The organism is Streptomyces sp. NPDC043685, from assembly GCF_056436585.1.
Map to the genome: position 1 here is coordinate 164,298 of NZ_JBWKCH010000002.1, position 22,807 is coordinate 187,104.

Sequence of the window (22,807 nt, forward strand, 5' to 3'; positions counted from 1 at the left end):
AAGACGCAGACCGTATGGCATCGCACCCACTGCACCCGAAGAGAGGAGTGACCAGTGATGCTCATGCGCACGGATCCCTTCCGTGAACTCGACCGCCTCACCCAGCAGGTCCTGGGCTCCGCCGGCCGCCCGTCCGCGATGGCGATGGACGCCTACCGCTCCGGAGACGACTTCTTCGTCCACTTCGACCTCCCCGGCATCGACCCCGAGACGATCGAGCTGGACGTTGAGCGCAACGTCCTGAACGTGCGAGCCGAGCGCAGGTCCCCCGCCCCCGAGGGCGCGGAACCGCTGGTCGCCGAGCGTCCCACCGGCACCTTCACCCGCCAGCTCTTCCTCGGCGACACGCTCGACACCGAGCGCATCGACGCCTCCTACGAGGCCGGCGTCCTGACCCTGCGCATCCCGGTGGCCGAGCAGGCCAAGCCCCGCCGCATCCAGATCTCGGGCGGCGACAGCCGTAGGCAGATCAGCGGCTGAACCTCACGGCACGCGACAACCGCCCGTACGCAGGTCGCGCCGCCGGTCCGATCCCACCGGCGGCGCGACACCCACACCCACGCCCCCGCACACACCCGGAGGAAAACCCCACACATGAGCACGCCGACGGTGCCCCGTGTGACGACAGGACACGCCCCCCGCCCCGACGACGTAGACGGCTGGCCCCGACTGATCGACGCGGTCCGCGAGTCGGGCCTCTACCCCACCCGGTCGAAGGCGGAACAGGTCACCCGTACCGTCCTGGCCGCCCTCGGCACCCACGTCACCGGCGACGAACGGGTCGACCTGGCCCGCGCCCTGCCCGGGGAAGCCGCCCGCCTGATCGCCTCGCAGCTCCCGGCCACGCGCCGCCTGACAGCCGCGCAGTTCGTCGACGAGGTCGCGTCCCGCACACCAGGAGCCACCCCCGCCACGGCCCGCTGGGACGTCAGCTCGGTCCTGGGCGTCCTGTCGTCCCTGGTCGGCGACGACCTGGTCACCCGCGTCCTCACCCAACTCCCGCCCGGTTACGCCCTCCTGTTCGGCCGAGCGGACCTGACGCCGGCGTCGTGAGCCCCTGAGCCGGATCGGCATGGCGGACGGCCACCCCTTGTGACAGCTGCCCAGGGGGTGGCCGCAGCCGAGGCGATAACCCGGAGCGCGAGCGCGCGACAACGCCTACGGTCGGAAGCCACCGAGCTGAACCAGGAGGGCGTCGATGTGCGCAGTCGCCCACGCCACACAGGGGCCTCCTTGCCGAGGCGGAACGCGAAGGCCAGACCGGGCCCGATATCGGTGAGATTGACGCGTACGACAGACACCGCGCGCTCATTCGATGGTAACGATCTTGGAGAGGTCGACGACGATCGGAACGACGGTTGATGCGCAGTCCTGTTGGGCGTCGGGCGCCCTACTAGGCGCCATCTCTATCCCGAAGTCAGTTCCTAGCACGAGTGGCGCGGGCCAGCGAGCGGGCATGCGGCGTACCGGACAAAGTTGCGCGTCTCCAAGTGGGTTGCCGCATCGGCATGGATCATGGGTGACGGAAGGGGTTAGCTTTTGACGCATGCCACTTCGTGATTTGCTCACCCGGATCGCAGATACCTACGATGCCGCTGCCTTGGCTTCCAATGACGTGCCGGGCCAGACTCTGCTCCGTGGCGTGAAGGACAGGGGCGACCTCCCATTGCCTCCTGGCTTCACCGCAGATGGTCACGGGGGCCAAGGCTTCGCTAGTAGCACCCCATGGATCGGCGTCTATGACCCCGCGATCAACACGGAACCGCATGATGGTCTATATCTCGCCTATATCTTCAGCGCCGATCTCTCCACTGTGACGCTGACGCTACAACAGGGTGTGACTGGCCTCAAGAAGAGCTTCCCTCGGCGCCAAGACCTTCGGCGTGAGTTGCGGGCGCGTGCGCGGCGACTGCGAGCCGCGCTCCCGCCAGCCCTGGCACCGAGTTGGAGGCATCGACTGGATCTCGGATCTAAAGAGTGGCGCCCTCGGTCGTACGAAGCCGGCAGCGTGGTAGCTAGGTGCTATGAAATAGCGAACCTCCCGACAGAAGAGACGCTTCGCGCCGACTTGCTGGAAGCGTCGAAGCTCCTTCGGGACGTGACTGTGGCACAGCGGATCCATCTTCAGACGCCAGGCGAAGACGATCTTCGCGTGGAGTACCTCCCCGAGGAACGCCCACCAGGCGACCCTCTCGACGATTTTTGCCCCAAGGACAGTGGTGACTACTACGTGCGTCTACAAGGGGGCAGGCAGCGGAGGACGAGGGTCCATGAAGAACTCATCAAGGACTTCGGCTACCACTCCGTAACTTGTGGGTACACACCCGTGATTGCCGGGATGCATCCACGTGACCTGGTTCTGCGCCGTGGTGATGGAAGCTCACAATCTAGTTGGCTTGTCGAGGGTAAGACGGTGAAAAACGGCAACACCACCCACGCGGTGCGTCAGGCCGTCGGTCAGCTCTTCGAGTACAGCTACTTCTGGCATGAGCTACGAGGGGAACCCCGACCTCACCTCATAGCTCTCTTCACTGACGACATAGGGCAATACGCTGAGTACCTGGAAGGCCATGGAATCGCCTCAATCTGGCGCTCCGGTGATGGTTGGGGTGGTTCGCCTAAGGCCACGGCGTGGGGGCTAGTGGATAACATCTGTACGTGACTGAACGCCCAGTGACATTGACCCACGCGGCCCTCGTACACGCTCTCCGGCGCTACCTTGCACCTCGTCGAGGATGATCTGGCCTACTGGTTCTTGAGTAGTCCGGAAATCCGCGCAAGGGAGGGACGGGAGGCTTGCGGGTGGGGCATCACCATCGGTGAGTTCCTCGACGCCGACCTCCTAGACACCCCTGCACGTGGCGGTCTCGCCGGTGAAAATCAGGTCCTGGCCGCAGCTCTCGGAGCCACCGGAGGAACTGCGCGACCAGTTCCACCTGAAGGTGGTGCCCAGCCCAGCGGCGTAACGCACCACCTGTTCTGGCGGAAGCTCTCCCCGGTACTTGTATGGAAGCGGTGTGTGTCTCAGGCTGCCCCGTGGCACTCCCCATAACCCAACCCCGACCCACACCAGCAAGCCGCCCCCCGCTGCGGCGGCCAAGCCACCGCCCGCCCCCGCGCCGCCAGTGTCGTCGCGTACTGCGGCAGGAGCGTCGGGTCGTTCGGGGACGCGCCCTCCGAAGCTGCGAAGGCCTCGTAGGACGGGACCGTGCCCGTGACGATGCCCAGGTTCGGGGTGCCGGAGGTGGACAGTTCGCGGAGCGACTGCTCTATCGAGGTCAGGTGGTCGGCGTGGGACGGGTACTCCGTCGACAGGGCGGGGTACGCCTCCAGGAGTTCCGTGAGCTCGCCCGCCGGCCAGTGCAGGATCGCCACCGGGAACGGGCGGGACAGGGCCTCCCGGTACGCGCCGACCTCTGCTCGCAGGCGCAGGATCTCCGCCTCCAGTTCCGCGGGGTTCTCCGAGCCCAGGGACCACACGCGCCTGGGGTCGTGGAGCTCGTCCAGGGAGATCGGCAGGGAGTGCACCGAGTCCGCCAGGGCGTCCCACTCGTCGTGGGAGCGGCCCAGCATGCGGCGGACCCGGTGGCGGCCGAAGAGGAGGGGGTGGGTCGGCTGCGGGGGTTCCGGGACGTCCGTCAGGAGGTGGCGTACGGCCTCCGTGAACGTGTCGTGGGCCGCTTCCAGTTCGTCGTGGGATTCCAGGGACTCCGCCACGATGACCCAGGCGGCCGGGTCCTTGGGGGACGCCGCCCGGACGCCCTCGATGATCGCGCGGGCCTCGGCCTCGTGACCGTACTCCCAGAGGTTGGAGGCCTTGAGCGCCCGTACCAGGAGCGGGTTGTCCAGGGCCTCGGGGGAGGCGAGGAGGCGGTCGTAGAGCTTCGTCGCGGTGGGGCGGTCGCCGGAGAGCTCCAGATGGGCCGCTGCCCGCAGCAGCAGGGCCTCGGCGTCCTCGGGATACAGGCCGGCGGTCCGCTCCAGGCGTGCCGCCTCGGCGGTGTGGTCGACGTTTTCGGCAGGCGTGTCGGGGCGCATGGGGGACACCGTACTGCCGGGAGGTGACGAGCGTGAGAGATGCGCAGGCCAGACCACTCGGCCTCCCGACTTTCCCCCGCTCGCCACCCCGGGCTTCACGTTTCGTCCCGAACCGCCGCCGCGGGACCGCGGCCGGACCGCAGCGTGACTACGGGGTCACGCCGTCGATCTGCAGGGTCTGGACCGACTTCGCCGCGAAGGGGACGCTCACGGACTTGCCGGACAGGCGGATGTCCGAGCGGGCCGTGTAGAGGTCGCCGCCGCCCGTGGTGACCGTGTTCCAGCGGGGGACCAGGCCTCCCGAGCCGCCCGTGACCGTCGAGAAGCGGGACAGGTCGAAGGTGAGGTTCTGGGCCGAGGTCGCCGTGTTGACCGCGACGATCACCAGGCGGCGGGCCGTCGCGTCGTACGCCGCCACCGCGTTGTCCACGCCCGTGGTCAGGATCGTCATGCCCGGGCGGATGTGGCGGCTGAACTGGGCCATGACGTAGTGCTTGGTCTGGACGGTGGTCGGCTGGAGGGTGTTCGCGTCGTAGGCGATCATCGCCCAGCCCGTCGACGGGTCCATGACCTGCCAGTAGCACCAGGCCGTGGGGTGCAGCCAGCGGAAGTCGAGGCAGAGGTTCGAGGCCATGGTCAGGCCGGTGCCGTCGCTGTCGCCCGTCTCGGAGTTCCACAGCTTCTTGCGGGACGTGGTCACCACGTCCGTGTAGAGCAGGTCGCGGCGGCCGCCCGAGCCCTGGTAGCCGTGCACGTTGACCTGCGAGACCAGGCCCTTGGTCGTGGAGTTGAACGACGACCAGGTGGAGCGGGCCGTGTCGTAGTTCGTCTCGTCGGAGGCGGCGATGCGCAGGCCCGTGAGGCCACGCTTGTCCAGTTCGCTGCGCATGTAGGGCAGGACGGCCGCCTGGACCGCGGGGTCCATGTGGCAGCCCTCCTGGGTGCCGGTCGCGGTCCACCAGGTGGAGGCCGGCTCGTTGAAGGGGTCGACCGTCGCGAAGTTCACGCCCCAGTTGTTCTTCGCGTACAGGGCCGTCGCGGCCAAGTGGCTCGCGTGCTGGCGGTAGTTCCAGGTCTGGAGGTTGTTGCCGCCGCCGGAGGCGCCCGAGGGGTTGTGGTTGGCGCACATCCACCACATCGGGGAGTTGGCGAACAGTTCGGTGATCGCGCCGCGCTGTGTCGCCTTCACCAGCATCGCGCGCTGGTTGGCGTCCGCCGTCCACTTCCACGCCGAGGAGGTGGGGTCCTCGTTGTTCCAGTCCTGCCAGAAGCCCTCGATCTGCTTGAAGGCGGGGATGTTGGGCGACTTGACCATCGTCTCGCCGCCGACGCTGTTCCAGCTGCACGCGCCGAGGTTGTAGCGGGCGATGTTGAGACCCAGACCGGGCAGGGAACGGCCGTTGTACGTCACGGACTTGGTGGTGAAGAACAGGTCGGCGAAGTCGTCCCGGGCGCCGAAGACGTTGGCCCACCAGGCGAGGGAGGTGCCCCAGCCCTCCCAGGTGCCGTAGGTCGTCGACGGGTTGACGGCGATCGTGGCGTCCGCGCGTGCGGTGCCCGTCGCCAGGGCGCTGCCGAGGAACGTTCCGCCTGCTGCGGCCAGCAGACTTCTGCGTCGGATCACGGCTCCTCCGTAAGGGAGATGAGGGCGCACGCCGGTCCCCGGCCCGGCGTCGCAGGGGTGTCCCGTTGTCGGGTGACGAGAAGCATCGGGTGTGGCGGGTGGGTTGTCGAGAGTTCTGACGAACCTTTCTCAAACCCGTGTACGAAGTGGCGGGCCCGGCGGGAGGACGGCCCTGTATGAGGCCCGGGCGGGAGGACGGTCCTGTATAACGGACGGCAGGCATACACACGTACGAGGGGAGGGGCGGCCGATGACCCGGAGCTGGGCCACGCTGCGTCCCGCCCTCGCGCTGCTCTTCCTGCTCGTCGAAGTGGCGCTGCTCGACACGGGCAGCCTCTCCGCCACCGTGGCCCTCGCCGCGACCACCGCGGCCTCGGCCGCCCTCGCGCTCTGCGCCGTCGTCGCCTCGCGCTGCGCGCCCACCGTGCCGCGGACCCGGGTGCGCACGGCCATCCGCGACCGGGACCTTCGTACGGCCTTCCTGCCCCAACGCGACCCGGACGCCCGGGGCCGCACCCGCCCCCGGGCACCCGGTCACGCCCTCCCGGCGACCGTCGCGTAGGGGCCTCCTTCCTGAGCTGACCCCGCGCGGGTCGTCCTGCCGCCATGACCTGTTCCGGCACGACGAGACCCCCGGAGGGCTCACCCATGTCCGTCTTCGCCACCTTGGTCGAGCACCTTGCCGACCTGCTCCAGCCGCTGTTCGGCGCCTCGGCCGCCGCCGCGTCGATCGTCCTGTTCACCGCGCTCGTACGCCTTCTCGTCCACCCCCTGTCCCGGGCCGCCGCGCGCGGCCAGAAGGCCCGGACCGCGCTCCAGCCGAAGATCGCCGAGCTGCGGAGGAAGCACGGGAAGAACCCCGAGAAGCTCCAGAAGGCCGTGCTGGAGCTGCACGCCGAGGAGAAGGTGTCGCCGCTGGCCGGCTGCCTGCCCGGGCTGCTCCAGGCGCCCGCGTTCTTCCTGCTCTACCACCTGTTCTCCAGCGACACGATCGGCGGCGAGGCCAACGGCCTGCTCGGCCACCGGCTGTTCGCCGCGCCGCTGGGGGAGAGGTTTGTGGACGCGCTCCAGGGCGGTGTCCTGAGCGGCGCCGGGCTCGTCTACGCCGGGCTGTTCGTGGTCGTCGGGTGCGTCGCGGCGTTCGGCTACCGGCTCAGCAAGCGCATGATGGCCGCCGATCCGGCCGCCCAGGCTGGTGGCGGGGAGCAGCTGCCCGGGCTCGGAGCGGTGACCAAGGTGATGCCGTTCATGTCGTTCTTCACGCTCGTCACCGTGGCCGTCGTGCCGTTGGCCGCCGCGCTGTACGTGGTGACCAGTACGACGTGGAGCGCCGTCGAGCGGGCCGTGCTGTACCGGTGAGCAGGCGGCCGGGGTCCAGTACGTGAACGGGGTATTGCGGAGTGGTCCCCCAGCTTGGAGGATCGACCAGTCCTCCGATGGCTGCCCCGCCGCATCCGGGTCGCGCCCATCGGCCGGGCGCCCGCGATCGAGGGAGATTGATCATGAAGCTGCTGCGAGTCGGTACGGCGGGGGCGGAGCGGCCCGCGCTGCTCGACGCCGACGGGACCCTGCGGGACCTGTCGGGCCTCGTCGCGGACATCGACGGCACGCTGCTCGCCGACGAGGAGGCCCTCGGCCGGGTCCGGGCCGCCGCCGACGCGGGTGAGCTGCCCGTACGGGACGCCACCGGGCTGCGCGTCGGGCCGCCGCTCGGGCGGATCGGCAAGATCGTCTGCATCGGGCTGAACTACCACGACCACGCACGCGAGACCGGCGCGGAGCCGCCCGCCGAGCCGGTCGTCTTCATGAAGGCGCCGGACACCGTGGTCGGGCCGTACGACACGGTCCTCGTGCCGCGGCGGTCCCTCAAGACCGACTGGGAGGTCGAACTGGCCGTCGTCATCGGGCGTACGGCCAGGTATCTCGGGTCCGCGGAGGAGGGGCTGGCGCATGTCGCCGGGTACGCCGTGGCGCACGACGTGTCGGAGCGGGAGTTCCAGATCGAACGGGGCGGGACCTGGGACAAGGGCAAGAACTGCGAGACGTTCAATCCGCTGGGGCCGTGGCTGGTGACGGCGGACGAGGTGCGCGATCCGCAGGACCTGTCCCTGAAGCTGTGGGTCAACGGGGAGTTGAAACAGGACGGGACGACGGCCGAGCAGATCTTCCCGGTCGGGGAGGTCGTGCGGTACCTCAGTCAGTTCATGACCCTGTACCCGGGCGATGTGATCAACACGGGGACGCCGGCGGGGGTGGCGCTCGGGGCGCCCGAGCCGAAGCCGTTCCTGCGCGCCGGGGATGTCGTGGAGTTGGAGATCGAGGGGCTGGGGCGGCAGCGGCAGGAGTTCAAGAACGCGTAGGCGCTCCGCTGGGTGGGGCCGGGGACTGCGGTTTGTTTCCGGCTGCGGGCGGTTTGTGGCTGGTCGCGCGGTTCCCCGGGCCCCTGGTCCAGTTCACGCCAGTGCGGGGGTGAGGTCGGGCTACGCCTTCCCCGGCGGGTCGATGGGAGGGGCGGGGGGCCGCGGTGACCGGTCGGCTGCGGGCGGTTTGTGGCTGCGGCATCGGTCAGGTCACCACGAGTCACGCGACCGGTCTACCGCAGCCGGCACCCTCCTGGAGCGGGAAGGTGCGGGGAACCGCGCGAGCGGCGACGACGCGGGCGCATTCGTACGAACAAGGCGAACCCCAGGCGGCTGGGCGGGAGGCCGGGCCTACTGGAGCATGCCCCAGATGAGTTCGGTGTCGGCGTCGGTCACACCGGTCGTGGTGACGCCGGACGACGTGCCGGGGAAGCGCAGCGAGCCGTTGATGGCGCCGACGTAGAGGTCGGCCTTGCCGTCGCGGTTGGTGTCGCGGAGGCGGACCGCGTCGCCGAAGCAGTCGTTCCATGCGACGTCGCCGGGGACGCCGGCGGTGTCGCGGGCGAGCCACTGGGAGTTCGTGCCGGTGATCCCGCTCGCGCTGCCGCGCAGGACGTGGACGCCGCCCTCGGTCGTCTCCTGGCTGATCTTCTCTCCGTAGACACCGATCGCGAGGTCCTTGTAGCCGTCGCCGTTGATGTCGGCGGCCGAGACGGAGGAGCCGAACGAGTCGCCGGACTCTGGGGTGCCGGCGACGTTGGTGGTGGCCTGCGTGATACGGGCGGCGGTGGCGGGGCCGGTGGAGGAGCCGTACCAGATGGACACCCGGCCCTGGTAGTTGTTGTACATCTGGCTGCCCGCCGCGAGGTCCCCGTAGCCGTCCTTGTTGAAGTCGGCGATCACCGCCTCGCTGGGGTCGCCGTAGTTCGTGACGAGGCGCAGGGTCTTGCCCGCGCTGAGCGGGGAGCCGCCCTTGATGAACCACGCGTCCGTGCCGAAGTTGTCGGGCTCGTCGGTGATTCCGATGATCACCAGATCCGTCTTGGAGTCCCCGTTCATGTTGCCCGAGACCAGGGACGTGGGCGCGAATCTCGTCGTCTTGTCGTGGCTGGTGACCGAGCCTGCCACACCGGTGCGCGTGATGCTGCGGTAGACGTAGGCCTTGCTCCCGCTGATCGCGGCCAGGTCCTTCTTGCCGTCCCCGTTGAAATCCCCGGCGGCGAGGTCGCGGCCGAAGCGGGCGTTCGACACCTTGGCGCCGGCGTTGGGGATCGCGGTGCCACCCGAGAGGCCGGTCGCGCTTCCCCACAGGATGACGACGCCGCCCTCGTCCGTGCGTCCGTCGACGTCCTCGCGCGACACCGACACGGCGAGGTCCCCGTATCCGTCGGCGTTGAAGTCGGCGGGCACCCGGACGTCGCCGAACTGGTCCTCCGTCTCGTCGGCGCCGGGGACACCGGGGCTGTCCTGGGTGATCAACTGTGTCTGGGTGCCGGGTCCGGAGGCGGTACCGAAGGTGATCCGGACGCCGCCGCCCTTGCTGTACTGCTCGTAGGTGTAGCTGGCGTAGTCGCGGTAGCCGTCGCCGTTGAAGTCGTCCGCGTACCTGGCCGCCGCCGCGCCGGCGGGAGGTGCCGTGAGGACGGGGGCGAGGGACGCCACGAGGAGTGCCGCGCAGGCTGCGGGGCGAATGCGCATGGAGTGTCTCCTGATGATTCTGTGCGACCGCTCCTGTGCCCATTGATTTCTCAGGGACCACAGAGACAGGAGCGGTTGATGATCAGGAGACAGTCGGACGGGGGAAAAGGTTGCAGGCGGATAGCTACGCAGGTCAGGGATCGGTCCGAACGCCCCAGCGGCAGGTGCGGCTCGATCAACTCCACTCGGCAGCGGTCAGATCACCAGGAGACACGCGACCGGTCTACCGCAGCCAGCACCCTCCTGGAGCGGGAATGACCGATCCCGTGATCTCAACTCAGAACTCTCCCTAGGTCGGTCGAGCTCAGGCCAGTACGGGGGCGAGGTTGCGCCATGCCTTTCTCGGGAGGCCGTCGCGCGGTTCGCCGTCCAGGACCTGGAGGGCTAGGTGGTCCGCGCCCGCCTCGAAGAACGTGTCGATCTTCGTGCGGATCGCCGTGTCGTCGCCCCAGGCGAACAGGGCGTCGACCAGACGGTCGCTGCCGCCGTCCGCGAGGTCGTCCTCGGTGAAGCCGTGCCGGAGGAAGTTGTTGGTGTAGTTCGGCAGGGGGAGATAGATCTCCAGGAACTCCCGGGCCAGGGCGCGGGCGCGGTCCGGGTCCGTCTCCGGGATGACGCCCAGCTCCGGGGCCAGCAGCGGGGCGTCGCCCAGGATCTCGCGGGCGTGCGCCGTGTGCTCCGGGGTGACCAGGTACGGGATCGAGCCCGCCGCCCGGTCCCGGGCCAGCCGGAGCGACTTCGGGCCCAGGGCGGCCAGGAGGCGGCGCTCCTGCGGCACCCCGGCGGCGTCCAGTCCGTCCAGGTGCTCGACCAGGGCCGAGTACGGGCGGGCGTACTGCTCCACCCGCTTGGCGTGGCTCACCCCGAGGCCCAGCAGGAACCGTCCGGGGTGGGCCGACTCCAGGTCCGCGAAGGCCGAGGCGGCGGCGTCCGGTTCGTGCTGCCAGATGCTCTGGATGCTGGTGCCGACGGTGAGCTTCGAGGTCGCCTCGATCAGCGGGGCGGCGTTGGCGGCGGAGCTGTTGCCGCCCAGCCAGACCGCGCCGTAGCCGAGCTCCTCCAGTTCGGCTGCGGCCTCGTCGAGTTCGCCGCGCCGGTCCGGGTCCTCCGAGCGCAGGCCCACGCTCCAGATGCCGTACCGGCCGACGGACTCTTTCAGGGGGGTGGTCATCGGTGGGATTCCCTCCGGTCGGGGCGCCGCGCTTGATCACGCGTACGCAGGTGCCAACCGGAGGGGACCGGTGATGATTCCGGCGTGGCCTACTGATTCAGGAACCGCTCCAGTGCCTCCACCACGAGCCGGTGGTCCTGGAGTTGGGGTAGCCCGGACACCGTCACCGCGCCGATCACGCCCACGCCCTCGACGGTGATCGGGAAGGAGCCGCCGTGGGCCGCGTAGGTGTCGGGGTCGAGGCGGGAGGACTCCTCGAAGGTGCTGCCCTTGGCGCGGAAACGGGCGCCGACCAGGTAGGAGGCGGAGCCGTAGCGCTCGACCACCCGGCGCTTGCGGGCGATCCAGGCGTCGTTGTCCGGGGTGGAGCCGGGCAGCGCGGCGTGGAAGAGCTGCTGGCCGGAGCGGTGGATGTCGATGGCGACCGGGGCCTGCCGCTCCCGGGCCAGTTCGACCAGGAGCGAGCCGAGCGCCCAGGCGTCGTCGTGGGTGAACCGGCGGAACACCAGGAGGCGTTCCTGCTTCTCCAGCTCCTCCAGGCTCGGGGTGATCTCCGGGTGGAACTTCGGGGTGAGCCCCTGGCTCTGGGAGGGGTTGCTCTTGTGGGTCACAGCGCCACCGTCACCTTCTCGCGGGCCGAACGACGGGCGGCCTCCAGTACGTCCAGGGCGGCGGCGGCCTCCCGTGCGGTCACCGGGTTGGGGGCGCCCTCCAGCAGGGCCTTCGCCACGGCCGCATAGTAGGCGGGGTAGTCGCCCGGGAGGGTCGGCTCGGCGCGTCCGCCGCCGGTCACCGGGGACTCGCCGGAGCCGACGCGGCCCCACAGCGACTCGGGTTCCACGCCCCAGTCCGGACCGGGGCGCAGTCCGTCCCGGAGCGCCGCCTCCTGCGGGTCGAGGCCGTACTTGACGTAGCCGGCGGTGGAGCCCAGGACCCGGAAGCGGGGGCCGAGTTGGGCGGTCGTCGCGGAGACGTACAGGTGGGAGCGGACACCGTTGGTGTGGGTGAGCCCGATGAAGGTGTCGTCGTCCGTCTCGGCGCCCGGACGGCGGATGTCCGTCTCCGCGTAGACGGAGGCCACCGGGCCGAAGAGGACCAGGGCCTGGTCGACGACATGGCTGCCGAGGTCGTAGAGCAGACCTCCGATCTCTGCGGGGTCTCCGGACTCCCGCCAGCCGCCCTTGGGCTTCGGACGCCAGCGCTCGAAGCGGGATTCAAAGCGCCACACGTCGCCCAACTCGCCCTCGTCCAGCAGCTTGCGCAGGGTGAGGAAGTCGTTGTCCCAGCGGCGGTTCTGGAAGACGGAGAGGAGCAGCTCGCGCTCCTCGGCGAGGGCGGCGAGCTGGCGGGCCTCGGCCGCGGTGCCCGCGACGGGCTTGTCGACCACGACGGGCAGGCCGGCCTTGAGCGCGGTCGTCGCGAGCGGCACATGCGTCTTGTTCGGGGACGCCACGACGATGAGATCCAGCTCGTCGGCCCGGTCGAACAGCTCGTCCGGTGTGGCGGCGAGGCGGACGTCCGGGAACTCGGCCCGGGCCTGCCGCTGCCGTTCCGGGTTCGAGGTGACCACCGTGTCGAGGGCCAGGCCCTGCGTGGCGGCGATCAGCGGGGCGTGGAAGACGGAGCCGGCGAGGCCGTAGCCGACGAGGCCGACGCGGAGGGGCGAGCCGGGGGCTGTGCCGAGGGGTGTGCCAGTCATGCCACCCACTTTCGCAACGCTGTTGCCAAAGTGCAAGCGCCGGGGACAATGGGGGCGTGAACAGGGCGGACGACCGTAGGGGCGGCGTGGGCGGAGTGGGCGGCATGCGCGGGCCGGGAGGGGCCGGGACGGCTGGGGCGGGGGGTGGTGGAGTGAATCTGCTCGCCTTGCGCAGCCACAACACCGCGCTGGTGCTCGACCTGTTGCGGACCGCCGGGGACGAGGGCATCAGCCGCCTGGAACTCGCCGAGCGGACGGGGCTCACCCCGCAGGCCGTCAGCAAGATCACGGGCCGGCTGCGGGAGGAGGGCCTCGCGGCGGAGGCCGGCCGCCGGGCGTCGACCGGGGGCAAGCCGCGCACGGTGCTGCGGCTGGTGCCGGAGGCCGGACACGCGGTCGGGGTGCATCTGGACCGGGACGAGGTGCGGGCCGTGCTCGTGGATCTGCGCGGCGGCGTGGTGGGGGAGCGGCGGGCCGCGCTGGATCTGGGAGCGGGGGCGCAGGACGTGCTGGCCGCGGTCGCGGGGGCGGTGCGGGAGTCGGTCGCCGGACTCGGCGGCGCCCTGCTGGGGGCGGGCGTCGCACTGCCCGGGCCGCTCGACCACGCCCGGGGTGTGCTGCAACGGGTGACCGGGTTCCCCGAGTGGGACGGCTTCCCGCTGCGCGATGCCCTGGCGCAACGGCTCGGGGTGCCGGTCGTGGTCGACAAGGACACCAACGCGGCGGCCCTGGGCCTGGCCGCCAGGGGCGAGGGCGGCTCCTTCGCCTACCTGCACCTGGGTACGGGTCTCGGGGCCGGGCTGGTGATCGGCGGCACCGTGCACCGCGGCGCCAGGACCGGGGCGGGGGAGTTCGGCCACCAGGTGATCCAGCTCGACGGGCCGCCGTGCACATGCGGGAACCGGGGCTGCGTCGAAGCCCTGTGCCTCGGCGCGGTGGCACGCGGCGACCTGGAGGAGGCCGCGCGGGTGCTGGGCGCCGGGGCGGCGAACCTCGCCGGTCTGCTCGACATCGACGTCGTCCTGCTGGGCGGACGCACGGTGGCCGCGGCTCCGGAGGCCTTCACGACCGGGGTCGCGGCGGTACTGGAGGCCCACGCGCGACGAACCGGCCAGGACACGGTTCCGGTACGCGTCGCACCAGGGGGCGCCGGGGCCGTGGCGGTGGGGGCGGCTCACCTGGTGCTGGGACCGGTGTTCGGGCTCGGGGCGGGTTGAGACCCCGGGTGGTGGGGCGGGTTGAGACGCCGGGTGGTGGGGTGGGGCGGCCGGTGTCGCGGTCAGGGCCCGGTGTCCGCCGACCGGGCGGATCCGCGCCGCCGTTCGGGGCCGGTTCGCGGCCGGGGCGTCTCATGGTCTCCGTCGGTCGGAATGTCACATCATCATGCGACTCTGCACGCCCGCTCATCTCTGCCTGGCGGCGGCAGCTGCGGCCGCCGTCCTGCTCCCCGGGGTTCATCCGGCGCACGCCGAGGCCCCGGCACCCGCCTGTGCCGCGCCCGACGACCACACCTTCCCGCTCACCACCCGCATCCACGGCGGCCCGGACACCTACACGGCCGGGGGCGGGTTCGGCACCTGGTACGTCGACCTGACCAACACCACCGACCGCACCTGTACCGGGATCCACCCCGTCGTTGTGCTCGTCGACGACAAGCGGGCCCTGGAACCGTCCCAGTCGCGCCTGGAGTTCTTCGAGGGGGAGCGGGCCCACCCCGTACGGGTCGAGAAGACCGGCGAGGACGAACTCGTCGGGGCGTTCGCCGACGAGGACGATCGTTTCGCCGGGTTCACCGTCGGACCGGGCAGGACCGTCACCGTGAAGGTGCGGCTCACCCTCACCTCGGACGCCGTGCCCAACCACGTCACGGCCAACGCCGCCGTGGTGCAGCGGCACGACGACGACGGCGACTGGGTCGGCCAGTCCAACGACTACCGGTTCGGCATCGACGGCGGCGGGCGTACCGACACCGATACCGGCACCGACCCGGACACAAGCACGGCCCCGGACACCGGCACCGAGCCCCGCCCCGACTCCGACGCCTCCGTCCCGCCCCGCGAGGACCGGTTCCCCTTCGCCGAGGAACTGGCCCGCACGGGAACCGGCATCCAGGTCGCCGCGGCCGCCGCGGCTCTGCTGCTCGCCGGGGGCGGGGCGCTGCTCGTCGTACGCCGCCGCCGCTGAGCAGGCCGTCCCGCCAGTCGGGACGCCGCACACGGGCCGTTCCGCAAGATCCCGCCACTGTTTAGGCTGGACCGCACGCTGGACCGCGTACGGCAGGAGACCCGCACATGGCAGACCGCAAGCCCATCGAGTCGTGGCTCACCGACATGGACGGTGTGCTCATCCACGAGGGCGTACCGATCCCCGGCGCCGACGCCTTCCTGAAGAAGCTGCGCGAGTCCGGCAGGCCCTTCCTGGTCCTCACCAACAACTCGATGTACACCCCGCGCGACCTGCACGCCCGGCTGCGCCGCATGGGCCTGGAGGTGCCGATCGAGTCCATCTGGACCTCCGCCCTGGCCACCGCCCAGTTCCTGGACGACCAGCGGCCGGGCGGCTCGGCGTACGTCATCGGCGAGGCCGGGCTCACCACCGCGCTGCACGACATCGGCTACATCCTGACCGACCACGAGCCGGACTACGTCGTCCTCGGCGAGACCCGCACGTACTCCTTCGAGGCCATGACGAAGGCGGTGCGGCTCATCCTCGGCGGGGCCCGCTTCATCTGCACCAATCCCGACGAGACGGGTCCCTCCACCGAGGGCCCGCTGCCCGCGACCGGCGCGGTGGCCGCGCTGATCACCCAGGCGACCGGCAAGAAGCCGTACTTCGCGGGCAAGCCCAACCCGTTGATGATGCGGACCGGGCTGAACGCCATCGGGGCGCACTCCGAGACCAGCGCGATGATCGGCGACCGGATGGACACCGACGTGCTGGCCGGCATGGAGGCCGGGATGCAGACGTTCCTGGTCCTCACCGGCCTGACCCGGCCCGAGCAGGTCGAGGACTTCCCCTACCGGCCCTCCCAGGTCGTGGACTCGATCGCGGACCTCGTCGAGCGGATCTGACCCCCGGGCGGCGGCACCCGGGCGTGCTCAAACCCGTCGTCACCCGTACGGAGCAGCCGCCGCGTCCCTGAGGATGCGGCGGCCCACCGCGCGGGGGAGGCTCCAGACATCTGGAGGTTCACGATGGGTTGCCTGAGAGTCACTGTCTGTACGAGCGTCCTGGCGGTCGTCGCCCTCGCCCCGGCGGCGTACGCGGCGGACGGAGGGAGCGTGTCGGTGACCCCGGCGGCCCCCGCCCCCGGCAGTGACGTCACCCTCCGGGTGGCGGGCTGCGCGCAGAGAACGGCCGTGGCCGCCTCCCCGGCGCTCGTCGCGGACGCGCGGCTGACCGTCACCGGCGCGCATGAGCTCACCGGCGATGGCCGTGTCCGCTCCACGCTCCCGGCGGGCGCGTACGCCGTGCGGGTCACCTGCGGTGGCACACGGCGCACTGGCACCCTCACCGTCAGAGACGGCGGACAGCCTCGCTCCCAGGCGGTGCGCGAAGCCCCCGAAGCCGGGCCGGGAGCCCCCGAGGGCGGGCCGGACGCGCCCGAGGGCGGACCGGAAGGCGCCGAGGACGCACCCGATGGCTCCCATGACGGGCCGGAAGCCCCGGACGCGGCGCCCGATGCCCCCGAGACCGAGACCGAGACCGAGACCGAGACCGTGCCCGGGGCCGCCGGGCAGCCGCCCGCTCCCGGGAAGGGCGGGCAGCCGTCCGCCCCCGGCGTCGACGAGGAGGCGGCGGCCCCCTCCCGCCGGCCCGGCGCACCGGCCTCACCCGTCGCCCCCGTCCAGGCGGGCGGTGGCGGTGCCGCCGATTCCCTCGCCGCCGAGGACCGCGGGGCCGGTCCCGGTACGGCGCAAGGGGTGACCGGACTGGTGCTCGCGGGCGTGGCCGCGGTGGTCGTCGCCCTGCGCGCCGTCCGCCGTCGCCGTGGAACGGAATGACCATGTGGCATCAGGACATGTGGCATCAGGACCCCGGGCTGGAACACGACAGGAACGGCGGGCGCGGGCACGGGCGTTTCTCGGGCACCGGCCGGATGCTGACCGGCCTGGCCTGGGTGGTGCTGCTGCTCGGGCTGTGGCTGTGGGGCCGTGAGGTCACCGAGATGCGGCACGGCATCTCCGCCCCCACCACGGGCGACATGGCGGCGGCCGGACGCCCCCCGGACATCAAGCTGCCGCCCGAGCACCGCCCGCTGGGCGACGCGCTGCCGCAGCGCGTCGACATCCCCGGGCTCGGCGTCCAGGCCCCCGTGATCGCACGCGGCCTCGACGAACGCGGGGCGCTCGATCCGCCGCCGTACGACCAGCCGGGCGTGGTCGGCTGGTACGCCGACGGGGTCGCGCCCGGGGCGCCCGGCACCGCGCTCATGGTCGGGCACGTCGACACCGACACCAGGCCCGCCGTCTTCTACAAGGTCAGCGCCATGCGGCCGGGCCAGACGATCCGGGTGATCCGGGCCGACACCAAGGTCGCCGAGTTCACCGTCGAGTCCGTCCAGGTGCTCACCCGGGACCGCTTCGACGCCCACCAGGCCTACGGCCCCCGCGAGTCGGGCCGGGCCGAGCTGCGCCTGGTCACCTGCGGCGGCAGCTTCGACCGTACGACCCGCAGCTACACGGCGAACGTGGTCGTCTCGGCGTATCTGACGGGGACCGGCCTGTGAGGTCCGACGCGTGCGGCCCCCCGACCCGGACGACGACCCGCTCCCCCTGAGGCCGCCGACCGGGCCGGTCCTCGACCGCGCGCACGGGCCGCGGGAGTGACCCGGCGAACTGCGCCGGAGGCCACGGGAGTCACGGTGGGTGAATCTCTGGCCGAAGGCCGGGCACGTGCTGAGAAGACTCTGGAAACCAAAGGGTCACCCCGGCCCAGAGGTGGGATGACGCCAAGTCCCGATACGGTGGCGCTGCGTCATCCGCGCAGGTGGGGTTCGCCCCCGGGAGCGCCGAGGGGCGTATGTCAGGATTGAGACTTGGAACGCTGCACCAAGGGGGAGTTGCATGTACGGCAGCAGGGGGGTCGGGGCGTTCGCCGGGAGGCGGATGTCCGCGGTGGTGCTGGGGGCGGCACTGCTGATCACGGGGTGTTCCTCCTCCGACGGGGGAGACGGATCGGACGAGGGTGCCGACGCGGGGATCACCCAGCAGCCCAAGGACAAGGCCCCCTTCTGGGTCAATCCGGACGGGACCGCGGCCCGGCAGGTCGTCGCCCTGGAGAAGTCCGGCAAGAAGCAGGACGCCGAGCAGATCCGCAAGATCGCCGAGCAGCCGGTCGCCGAATGGGTCGGCCCGGACGACCCGCAGGGGCAGACCCGGGGCTTCACCGAGGCCGCCGACAAGGCCGGCCGTACCGCCCTGCTCGTCCTCTACAACATCCCGCACCGCGACTGCGGCCAGTACTCGCAGGGCGGCGCCGCCGACGGCAACGCCTACCGGGAGTGGCTCGACGGCGTCGCGGCGGGCATCGGCGACCGGTCCGCCATGGTCATCCTGGAACCGGACGCCCTGCTGCACCTCGTCGACGGCTGCACCCCCGAGCAGTTCCACGAGGAGCGCTACGACCTCCTCAAGGGCGCCGTCACCAAGCTGAAGTCCCTGAAGAACACCAAGGTCTATCTGGACGCGGGCAACGCCGGCTGGCAGAACCCCGACCAGATCTTCGAGCCCCTCACCCGGGCGGGCATCGCACAGGCCGACGGCTTCTCGGTCAACGTCTCCAACTTCTACTCCACCGAGGACTCCATCGCCTACGGCAAGCAGCTCTCCGCCAAGGTCGGCGGCAAGCACTTCGTCATCGACACCAGCCGCAACGGCAAGGGCCCCTACACCGCGGGCAGTCCCGACGAGCGCTGGTGCAACCCGCCGGGCCGCTCGCTCGGTGAGACCCCGACGACCAAAACGGCCGACCCGCTGGTCGACGCGTACCTGTGGGTGAAGCGGCCGGGCGAGTCGGACGGCGAGTGCAAGGGCGGCCCCAAGGCGGGCCAGTGGTGGGCGGACTACGCGCTGAAGCTGGCGAAGGCCACCGGCTGACGGCACCGGCACGGAAAAAGGGCGCCCTCCCGGCGGGAGGGCGCCCCTTTGCGTCCGGTTCTCAGGGCACCTTGACCCACTGCGCCTTGCTCGGCGTGCCGTCGGCGTCCGTCACGAACATCATGTACCAGCCCGCCTGGACCAGGTTCCGGTTCTCCGGCACGGTGACCGTGAGCTTGTCACCGGAGGCCTTGAAGTCCAGGGCGATCGACCGCTGGTCGACATCCGTGACGTGCGTGGCGGCGCTCGGCCGGATCAGCCGGACCTTCTTGACCTTCGCCGCGTCCGACGAGGTGAACGTGCCCGTCCCGCCGCGCTCGATGGTCTGCGGACCGCCCGCCAGCGAGGGCCGGTCCGCGTCGCCGTACAGGTACGGCGGCGTGTAGATCTCGATGCGCTGCTCGAACTCGCCCGGCTTGGTGTTGGCGGCGTCGGCGTAGAGCGAGTCGGAGCCGAAGAACATCACCCGGCCGTCGGGCAGCAGGATCGACCCGGAGTGGTAGTTGCGGCCCACCAGCGGGTCGGCGACACGCCTGAGTTCGTTCTTCTCGGTGTCGTAGAGCCGCGCCTCGAAGATGTTGGAGTCGCCGCGGCCCCGGTAGTCCTGCGAACCGCCCGAGATCAGCACGCTGTCGTCGGGCAGGATCGAGGCGTTCGGGTAGCGCGTGCCCTTGTCCAGGGACGGGCCGTCCACGAAGCGCGGGTCGGGCTTCTTCAGGTCGACGATCCGCGTCTTCTCGCTGGACTTCTCGGACTCGCCGACGCCGCCGCCGCCGACCACCATGTACTTCTCGTCCTGCGCCGGAGGCAGCAGTACCGTGCCGGAGGTCTCCATCAGCGTGGGGTCGCTCAGGCCCGGGATCTTCGAGAACTTGTTGGTGTCCACGTCCCACACGCCCGGCTCACGGCCCACGTTGTCCGGCCCGTAGCCCGCGTTGGACCCCGAGTAGAAGACCTTGCCGTTCTGCATGAGGAACAGCGCCGGGTACGTCGGGAACTGCCGGACCTTGCCGGTGTAGGCCCACTTCTTGGTCTTCGGGTCGAAGACCTCGTTCTTGCCCGGGACCAGCTGACCGATGTCGTCGAGCCCGGAGACGCTGAGGATCTTCCCGTCGCTCAGGGTGGTGAGCGTCGGGTACCAGCGGGCCTCCTTCATCGGGTCGACCTTGATGTACTTCTCGGCTACGGGATCGAACTCGAAGGCGTCCCGGATGCCCTGGAAGTCCTTCTTGTCCAGGGCGAGTTTCTGCGCGATGCCGTAGGTGTTCTTGGCCTCGGCGCCCTTCAGGCCGTGCACGCGGTAGTTGTCCTGCGTGCCCGTCTCGTACTTCTTGCCCCGCTTCTGCGCCTCGACGTAGATCCGGCCGAGACCGGGGTCGTTGCGCAGGAACCTGCCGGTCGCCTTGTCGAAGACCTTCTTGGCGCGCGGGACGAGCACCGGGTCCTTTGAGACGAAGGTCTTGCCGTTCTTCTTGCCGGTGAACGTGGTGCCCGCGGGCAGGGTGATCGGTGCGTCCGGGTTCTCGTTGTGGACGATCATCAGGCCGCCGGCCTTGGTGACGTCACCCTGGAGCTTCTCGTAGCGCTTGGTGCCGCCCGCGATCAGCAGGTTGCCGTTGGCGAGCTGGGTGTGGCCGGTGCAGAACAGGTCGGCGGGCGTGGGCACCTTCTTGACGGTGCCCTTGACCGGATCCCAGATCCGGGTGTCGAACTTCTTCGCGTCGAAGTTGTCCTGGTTGTTGCCCGACCCCGCGACGAGCAGCACCTTGCCGGTGCGCAGCAGCGCCGCGTGGATGGTGTTCTGCCGGTATTCCTCGGGGAAATCGACTATCTCCCACTTGCCGTTGGCGGCCTTGTACTCCGGCTTGTTGATTGTGTACTGGTGGTATTTCTCGGTGCTGAAGCGGTAGAGCCACGGCCCGTTCATCCCGGCCAGCGCGAGTACCACCGCCGTGCCGATCGCGAGTCGACGGGCCCGGCGGCGGCCTGCACGGTCGTTCATTCCTTACGTCCCCCAAGTCCACCAAGGGCGATCTGCATGGTCTGGTCGGATCCCCCGACCTCCCCGTGTGCGCCCGGGGTCGCGGCCCACGTGGGCTTGTGCTGCGGGGTGTGGCCCGACGGCTGCTGCGGGATGGGCAGCGGCTGGGTACGGGGCGTCCCCGCGGGGTCCTGCGGCTCTCCCGCGGCAGGACCGGAGGGCTTCTTCGCGTCCTGCCGCAGCTGCCAGCGCCAGGCGAACACCGGCGAGGCGGTGATCAGCAGCGCGAACGTCGCCCAGATGATCATCGCGGGGTGGGAGTGGCCGAAGACGAAGCCGGCCGTGATCGACCCACCGAAGATCGCGACGAAGTACCAGTGGTAGCGGAACGTGCCGAACCAGCGGTCCGGGCTGGCCGAGTCGCCCTTGGGCGTGACCACGAACTTGCTCTTGCGTCGCAGCACGGAGTCGACGAGCGCCTTGGCGTACAGCGGCGCAGACAGCGCGGACATCACCATGCCGGCCACACCGCCGGAGCCCTCCGGCTCGTGCGGCGAGACGTTGTGCCGGCGGTTCCAGACGTACAGGCCGATCTGCAGGGCGGAGGCGTTGCCGTAGAGCATCAGCCACACGGCCGGGTCGATGTTCACACCCGAGGCGCCGAGGCCCAGGAACAGGCAGCAGCTCAGCGCCGCCAGGATCCAGTTGAGGGCCGACATCGGGTAGAAGATGATCATCATCGTGTAGTTGAAGAGCTTGCTCGGCGGCAGCGAGTACCAGCCCTTCCAGTACTGCCCGATGATCGTCTCGTACGTCCCTCGCGACCAGCGCATCTGCTGGGTGAAGAAGTCCGTCCAGGCGCTCGGGCCCTCACCGACCGCGAGCACGTCCGGGGTGTACACCGAGCGCCACTTGCGGCCCGTGGCCGGGTTCTTGTGGCGGTGCATCTCGAAGCCGGTCGCCATGTCCTCGGTGATCGAGTCGTACAGACCGCCGATCTGCTTCAGCGCCTTGATGCGCACCGCGTTGGACGTGCCGACGAACATCGGGGAGCCGTAGCGGTTGCCGGCGCGCTGGATCAGCGCGTGGAAGAGGAACTGCTGCGACTCGGCGGCCTTGGTGATGGGGTTGTCGTAGTTGCCGTAGACCTGCGGGCCGATGACGAAGCCGACGTCCGGGTCGCGGAAGAAGCCGAGCATCCGCTCCAGGTAGTTGGGCAGCGGCACGTGGTCGGTGTCGACCGAGGCGAAGAAGTCGTAGTCGTCGCCGTGCGCTTCCAGCCAGGCGTTGTAGTTGCCGTGCTTGGTCTTGGCGCGGTGCGGGCCCTTGGCCTGGTTCCACTTCGCGACGCCCTTGCGGGAGAAGTGGTGCACGCCGAGGCGCTCGCAGACGGCCTTCACCTCGGGGTCGTCGCCCTCGTCGAGCAGCCACACGTGCATCAGGCCCCGGTGGCGGATCCTGACGGCCGCCTCCAGGGTCTTCGTCACCATCTCCAGCGGCTCCTTGCCGGGCACGAAGGAGGTGAGGAAGGCCACTCGGGTGCCGGTCTCGGGCACCACCGGGATCGGGTCGCGGGCCACCAGCGTGGCGTGCGCGTTGGACAGCACGTTCATGCAGCGGAAGAACTCGATCAGGCCGATCGAGACGAGCATCACCATGTCGAGCGCGGGCAGCCAGTCGAAGGCCGGGTAGTCCCGCTCGGTCCAGTGCTCGGGCTGGAGCAGCCAGAACAGCAGCACCAGGGACAGCACCGGGGCCGCGGCCAGCATCAGGGCCACCCGGATGCGGTGCGGCTCCTGCGAGATGAGTGAGCGGTACTGCACCTTGTACGGCTTGCTCGGATCCGGCTGGGTGAGGGGACCCGCGAGCCGGCTGTAGTGCTCGTAGTCGTATCTCGGCAGCGTCTTCTTGATCCGCCGGAACGTCCCCGTGGTGCTCATCCGGTGCGACGGCACCCTGAGCTGGGTGGTCTGGGACGGGTCGTTTTCCTGCCGGGCACCCGTGGGCCTCGACGTCATGAGTCATCCCCCCACACGCGGCCAGCCGCGTGTTTCGTAGCTTCGTACCGTCTGCTCAGGTCCCCCTCGACCTTCACAGACGTATCAGTGGTGGATCGCGGTCACCACGTCATCCACACC

At 70.4% G+C, this 22,807-nt stretch carries 20 protein-coding genes and 1 pseudogene; 13 read left to right on the plus strand and 8 right to left on the minus strand.

The annotated features are described in order from the left end of the window. Positions 1-57: 57 nt before the first annotated feature. The 4 genes and pseudogenes from AC0665_RS05470 to AC0665_RS05485 form a co-directional block, all read left to right on the plus strand. Positions 58-480 carry an Hsp20/alpha crystallin family protein gene (locus AC0665_RS05470; RefSeq protein WP_363122027.1) on the plus strand — a complete coding sequence of 141 codons (423 nt, stop codon included), beginning with the start codon at positions 58-60 and terminating at the stop codon, positions 478-480. A gap of 114 nt (positions 481-594) precedes the next feature. Continuing rightward, positions 595-1,053 carry a DUF2267 domain-containing protein gene (locus AC0665_RS05475; RefSeq protein WP_478704472.1) on the plus strand — a complete coding sequence of 153 codons (459 nt, stop codon included), beginning with the start codon at positions 595-597 and terminating at the stop codon, positions 1,051-1,053. Positions 1,054-1,546: 493 nt separating this feature from the next. After that, on the plus strand, positions 1,547-2,662 hold the full coding sequence (locus AC0665_RS05480) for an MrcB family domain-containing protein (protein WP_478704473.1): 1,116 nt from the start codon (positions 1,547-1,549) through the stop codon (positions 2,660-2,662). 27 nt (positions 2,663-2,689) lie between these two features. Next, positions 2,690-3,052 (plus strand): annotated as a pseudogene (locus AC0665_RS05485) (dihydrofolate reductase family protein); the annotation flags it as partial. Here the strand turns inward: AC0665_RS05485 and AC0665_RS05490 are convergent. Both AC0665_RS05490 and AC0665_RS05495 read right to left on the minus strand, forming a co-directional pair. After that, the gene (locus tag AC0665_RS05490) at positions 3,025-4,038 is read right to left on the minus strand and encodes an SEC-C metal-binding domain-containing protein (RefSeq protein WP_478704474.1); all 1,014 of its coding nucleotides are present in this window, start codon (positions 4,036-4,038) and stop codon (positions 3,025-3,027) included. The pseudogene AC0665_RS05485 and the gene AC0665_RS05490 overlap by 28 nt on opposite strands. Before the next feature lie 148 nt (positions 4,039-4,186). Further along, positions 4,187-5,662: a glycoside hydrolase gene (locus AC0665_RS05495; RefSeq protein ID WP_478704475.1), complete on the minus strand. Its 1,476-nt coding sequence runs from the start codon at positions 5,660-5,662 to the stop codon at positions 4,187-4,189. 250 nt (positions 5,663-5,912) lie between these two features. Between AC0665_RS05495 and AC0665_RS05500 the strand changes: the two genes are divergently transcribed. From AC0665_RS05500 to AC0665_RS05510, 3 genes are all read left to right on the plus strand, one after another. After that, positions 5,913-6,224, plus strand: coding sequence for a DUF6412 domain-containing protein (locus AC0665_RS05500; RefSeq protein WP_468409547.1), 312 nt, complete (start codon positions 5,913-5,915; stop codon positions 6,222-6,224). An 86-nt stretch (positions 6,225-6,310) separates the two neighbouring features. After that, positions 6,311-7,021: a YidC/Oxa1 family membrane protein insertase gene (locus AC0665_RS05505; RefSeq protein WP_478704476.1), complete on the plus strand. Its 711-nt coding sequence runs from the start codon at positions 6,311-6,313 to the stop codon at positions 7,019-7,021. 143 nt (positions 7,022-7,164) lie between these two features. Beyond that, positions 7,165-8,022, plus strand: a complete 858-nt coding sequence (locus AC0665_RS05510) for a fumarylacetoacetate hydrolase family protein (protein ID WP_363122042.1) — start codon at positions 7,165-7,167, stop codon at positions 8,020-8,022. 351 nt (positions 8,023-8,373) lie between these two features. On the opposite strand, the gene AC0665_RS05515 is transcribed toward AC0665_RS05510, so the two are convergent. The 4 genes from AC0665_RS05515 to AC0665_RS05530 form a co-directional block, all read right to left on the minus strand. After that, positions 8,374-9,720, minus strand: coding sequence for an FG-GAP and VCBS repeat-containing protein (locus AC0665_RS05515; RefSeq protein ID WP_478601992.1), 1,347 nt, complete (start codon positions 9,718-9,720; stop codon positions 8,374-8,376). 304 nt (positions 9,721-10,024) lie between these two features. After that, on the minus strand, positions 10,025-10,891 hold the full coding sequence (locus AC0665_RS05520) for an LLM class F420-dependent oxidoreductase (RefSeq protein ID WP_478601994.1): 867 nt from the start codon (positions 10,889-10,891) through the stop codon (positions 10,025-10,027). Between the two features lie 89 nt (positions 10,892-10,980). Further along, positions 10,981-11,502: a heme-degrading domain-containing protein gene (locus AC0665_RS05525; protein ID WP_468409539.1), complete on the minus strand. Its 522-nt coding sequence runs from the start codon at positions 11,500-11,502 to the stop codon at positions 10,981-10,983. Further along, a complete protein-coding gene (locus AC0665_RS05530; RefSeq protein WP_478704477.1) occupies positions 11,499-12,590 on the minus strand; it encodes a Gfo/Idh/MocA family protein in 1,092 nt (363 codons plus the stop codon). Before AC0665_RS05530 ends, AC0665_RS05525 begins: the two co-directional genes overlap by 4 nt. A gap of 104 nt (positions 12,591-12,694) precedes the next feature. Here AC0665_RS05530 and AC0665_RS05535 point away from each other — a divergent pair, with 104 nt between their 5' ends. The 6 genes from AC0665_RS05535 to AC0665_RS05560 all read left to right on the plus strand — a co-directional run bounded on the left by AC0665_RS05535 (position 12,695) and on the right by AC0665_RS05560 (position 18,688). Next, positions 12,695-13,807, plus strand: a complete 1,113-nt coding sequence (locus tag AC0665_RS05535; protein ID WP_478704709.1) for an ROK family transcriptional regulator — start codon at positions 12,695-12,697, stop codon at positions 13,805-13,807. Between the two features lie 166 nt (positions 13,808-13,973). After that, on the plus strand, positions 13,974-14,774 hold the full coding sequence (locus tag AC0665_RS05540; RefSeq protein WP_478704478.1) for an LPXTG cell wall anchor domain-containing protein: 801 nt from the start codon (positions 13,974-13,976) through the stop codon (positions 14,772-14,774). A 107-nt stretch (positions 14,775-14,881) separates the two neighbouring features. Next, positions 14,882-15,661 (plus strand): HAD-IIA family hydrolase, encoded by a 780-nt coding sequence (locus AC0665_RS05545; RefSeq protein ID WP_468409533.1) that lies wholly within the window; start codon positions 14,882-14,884, stop codon positions 15,659-15,661. Positions 15,662-15,784: 123 nt separating this feature from the next. After that, a complete protein-coding gene (locus AC0665_RS05550) occupies positions 15,785-16,594 on the plus strand; it encodes a hypothetical protein (protein ID WP_478602001.1) in 810 nt (269 codons plus the stop codon). Positions 16,595-16,689: 95 nt separating this feature from the next. Further along, positions 16,690-17,319, plus strand: a complete 630-nt coding sequence (locus AC0665_RS05555; RefSeq protein ID WP_363122084.1) for a class F sortase — start codon at positions 16,690-16,692, stop codon at positions 17,317-17,319. Between the two features lie 337 nt (positions 17,320-17,656). Continuing rightward, positions 17,657-18,688 (plus strand): glycoside hydrolase family 6 protein, encoded by a 1,032-nt coding sequence (locus tag AC0665_RS05560; protein WP_478704479.1) that lies wholly within the window; start codon positions 17,657-17,659, stop codon positions 18,686-18,688. A 61-nt stretch (positions 18,689-18,749) separates the two neighbouring features. On the opposite strand, the gene glxA is transcribed toward AC0665_RS05560, so the two are convergent. Beyond that, positions 18,750-20,690 (minus strand): radical copper oxidase GlxA, encoded by a 1,941-nt coding sequence (gene glxA, locus AC0665_RS05565; protein ID WP_468633367.1) that lies wholly within the window; start codon positions 20,688-20,690, stop codon positions 18,750-18,752. Further along, entirely contained in the window at positions 20,687-22,687 is a 2,001-nt protein-coding gene (locus tag AC0665_RS05570; RefSeq protein WP_468409526.1) for a glycosyltransferase family 2 protein, read from the minus strand. Before AC0665_RS05570 ends, glxA begins: the two co-directional genes overlap by 4 nt. Between the last annotated feature and the right edge of the window lie 120 nt (positions 22,688-22,807).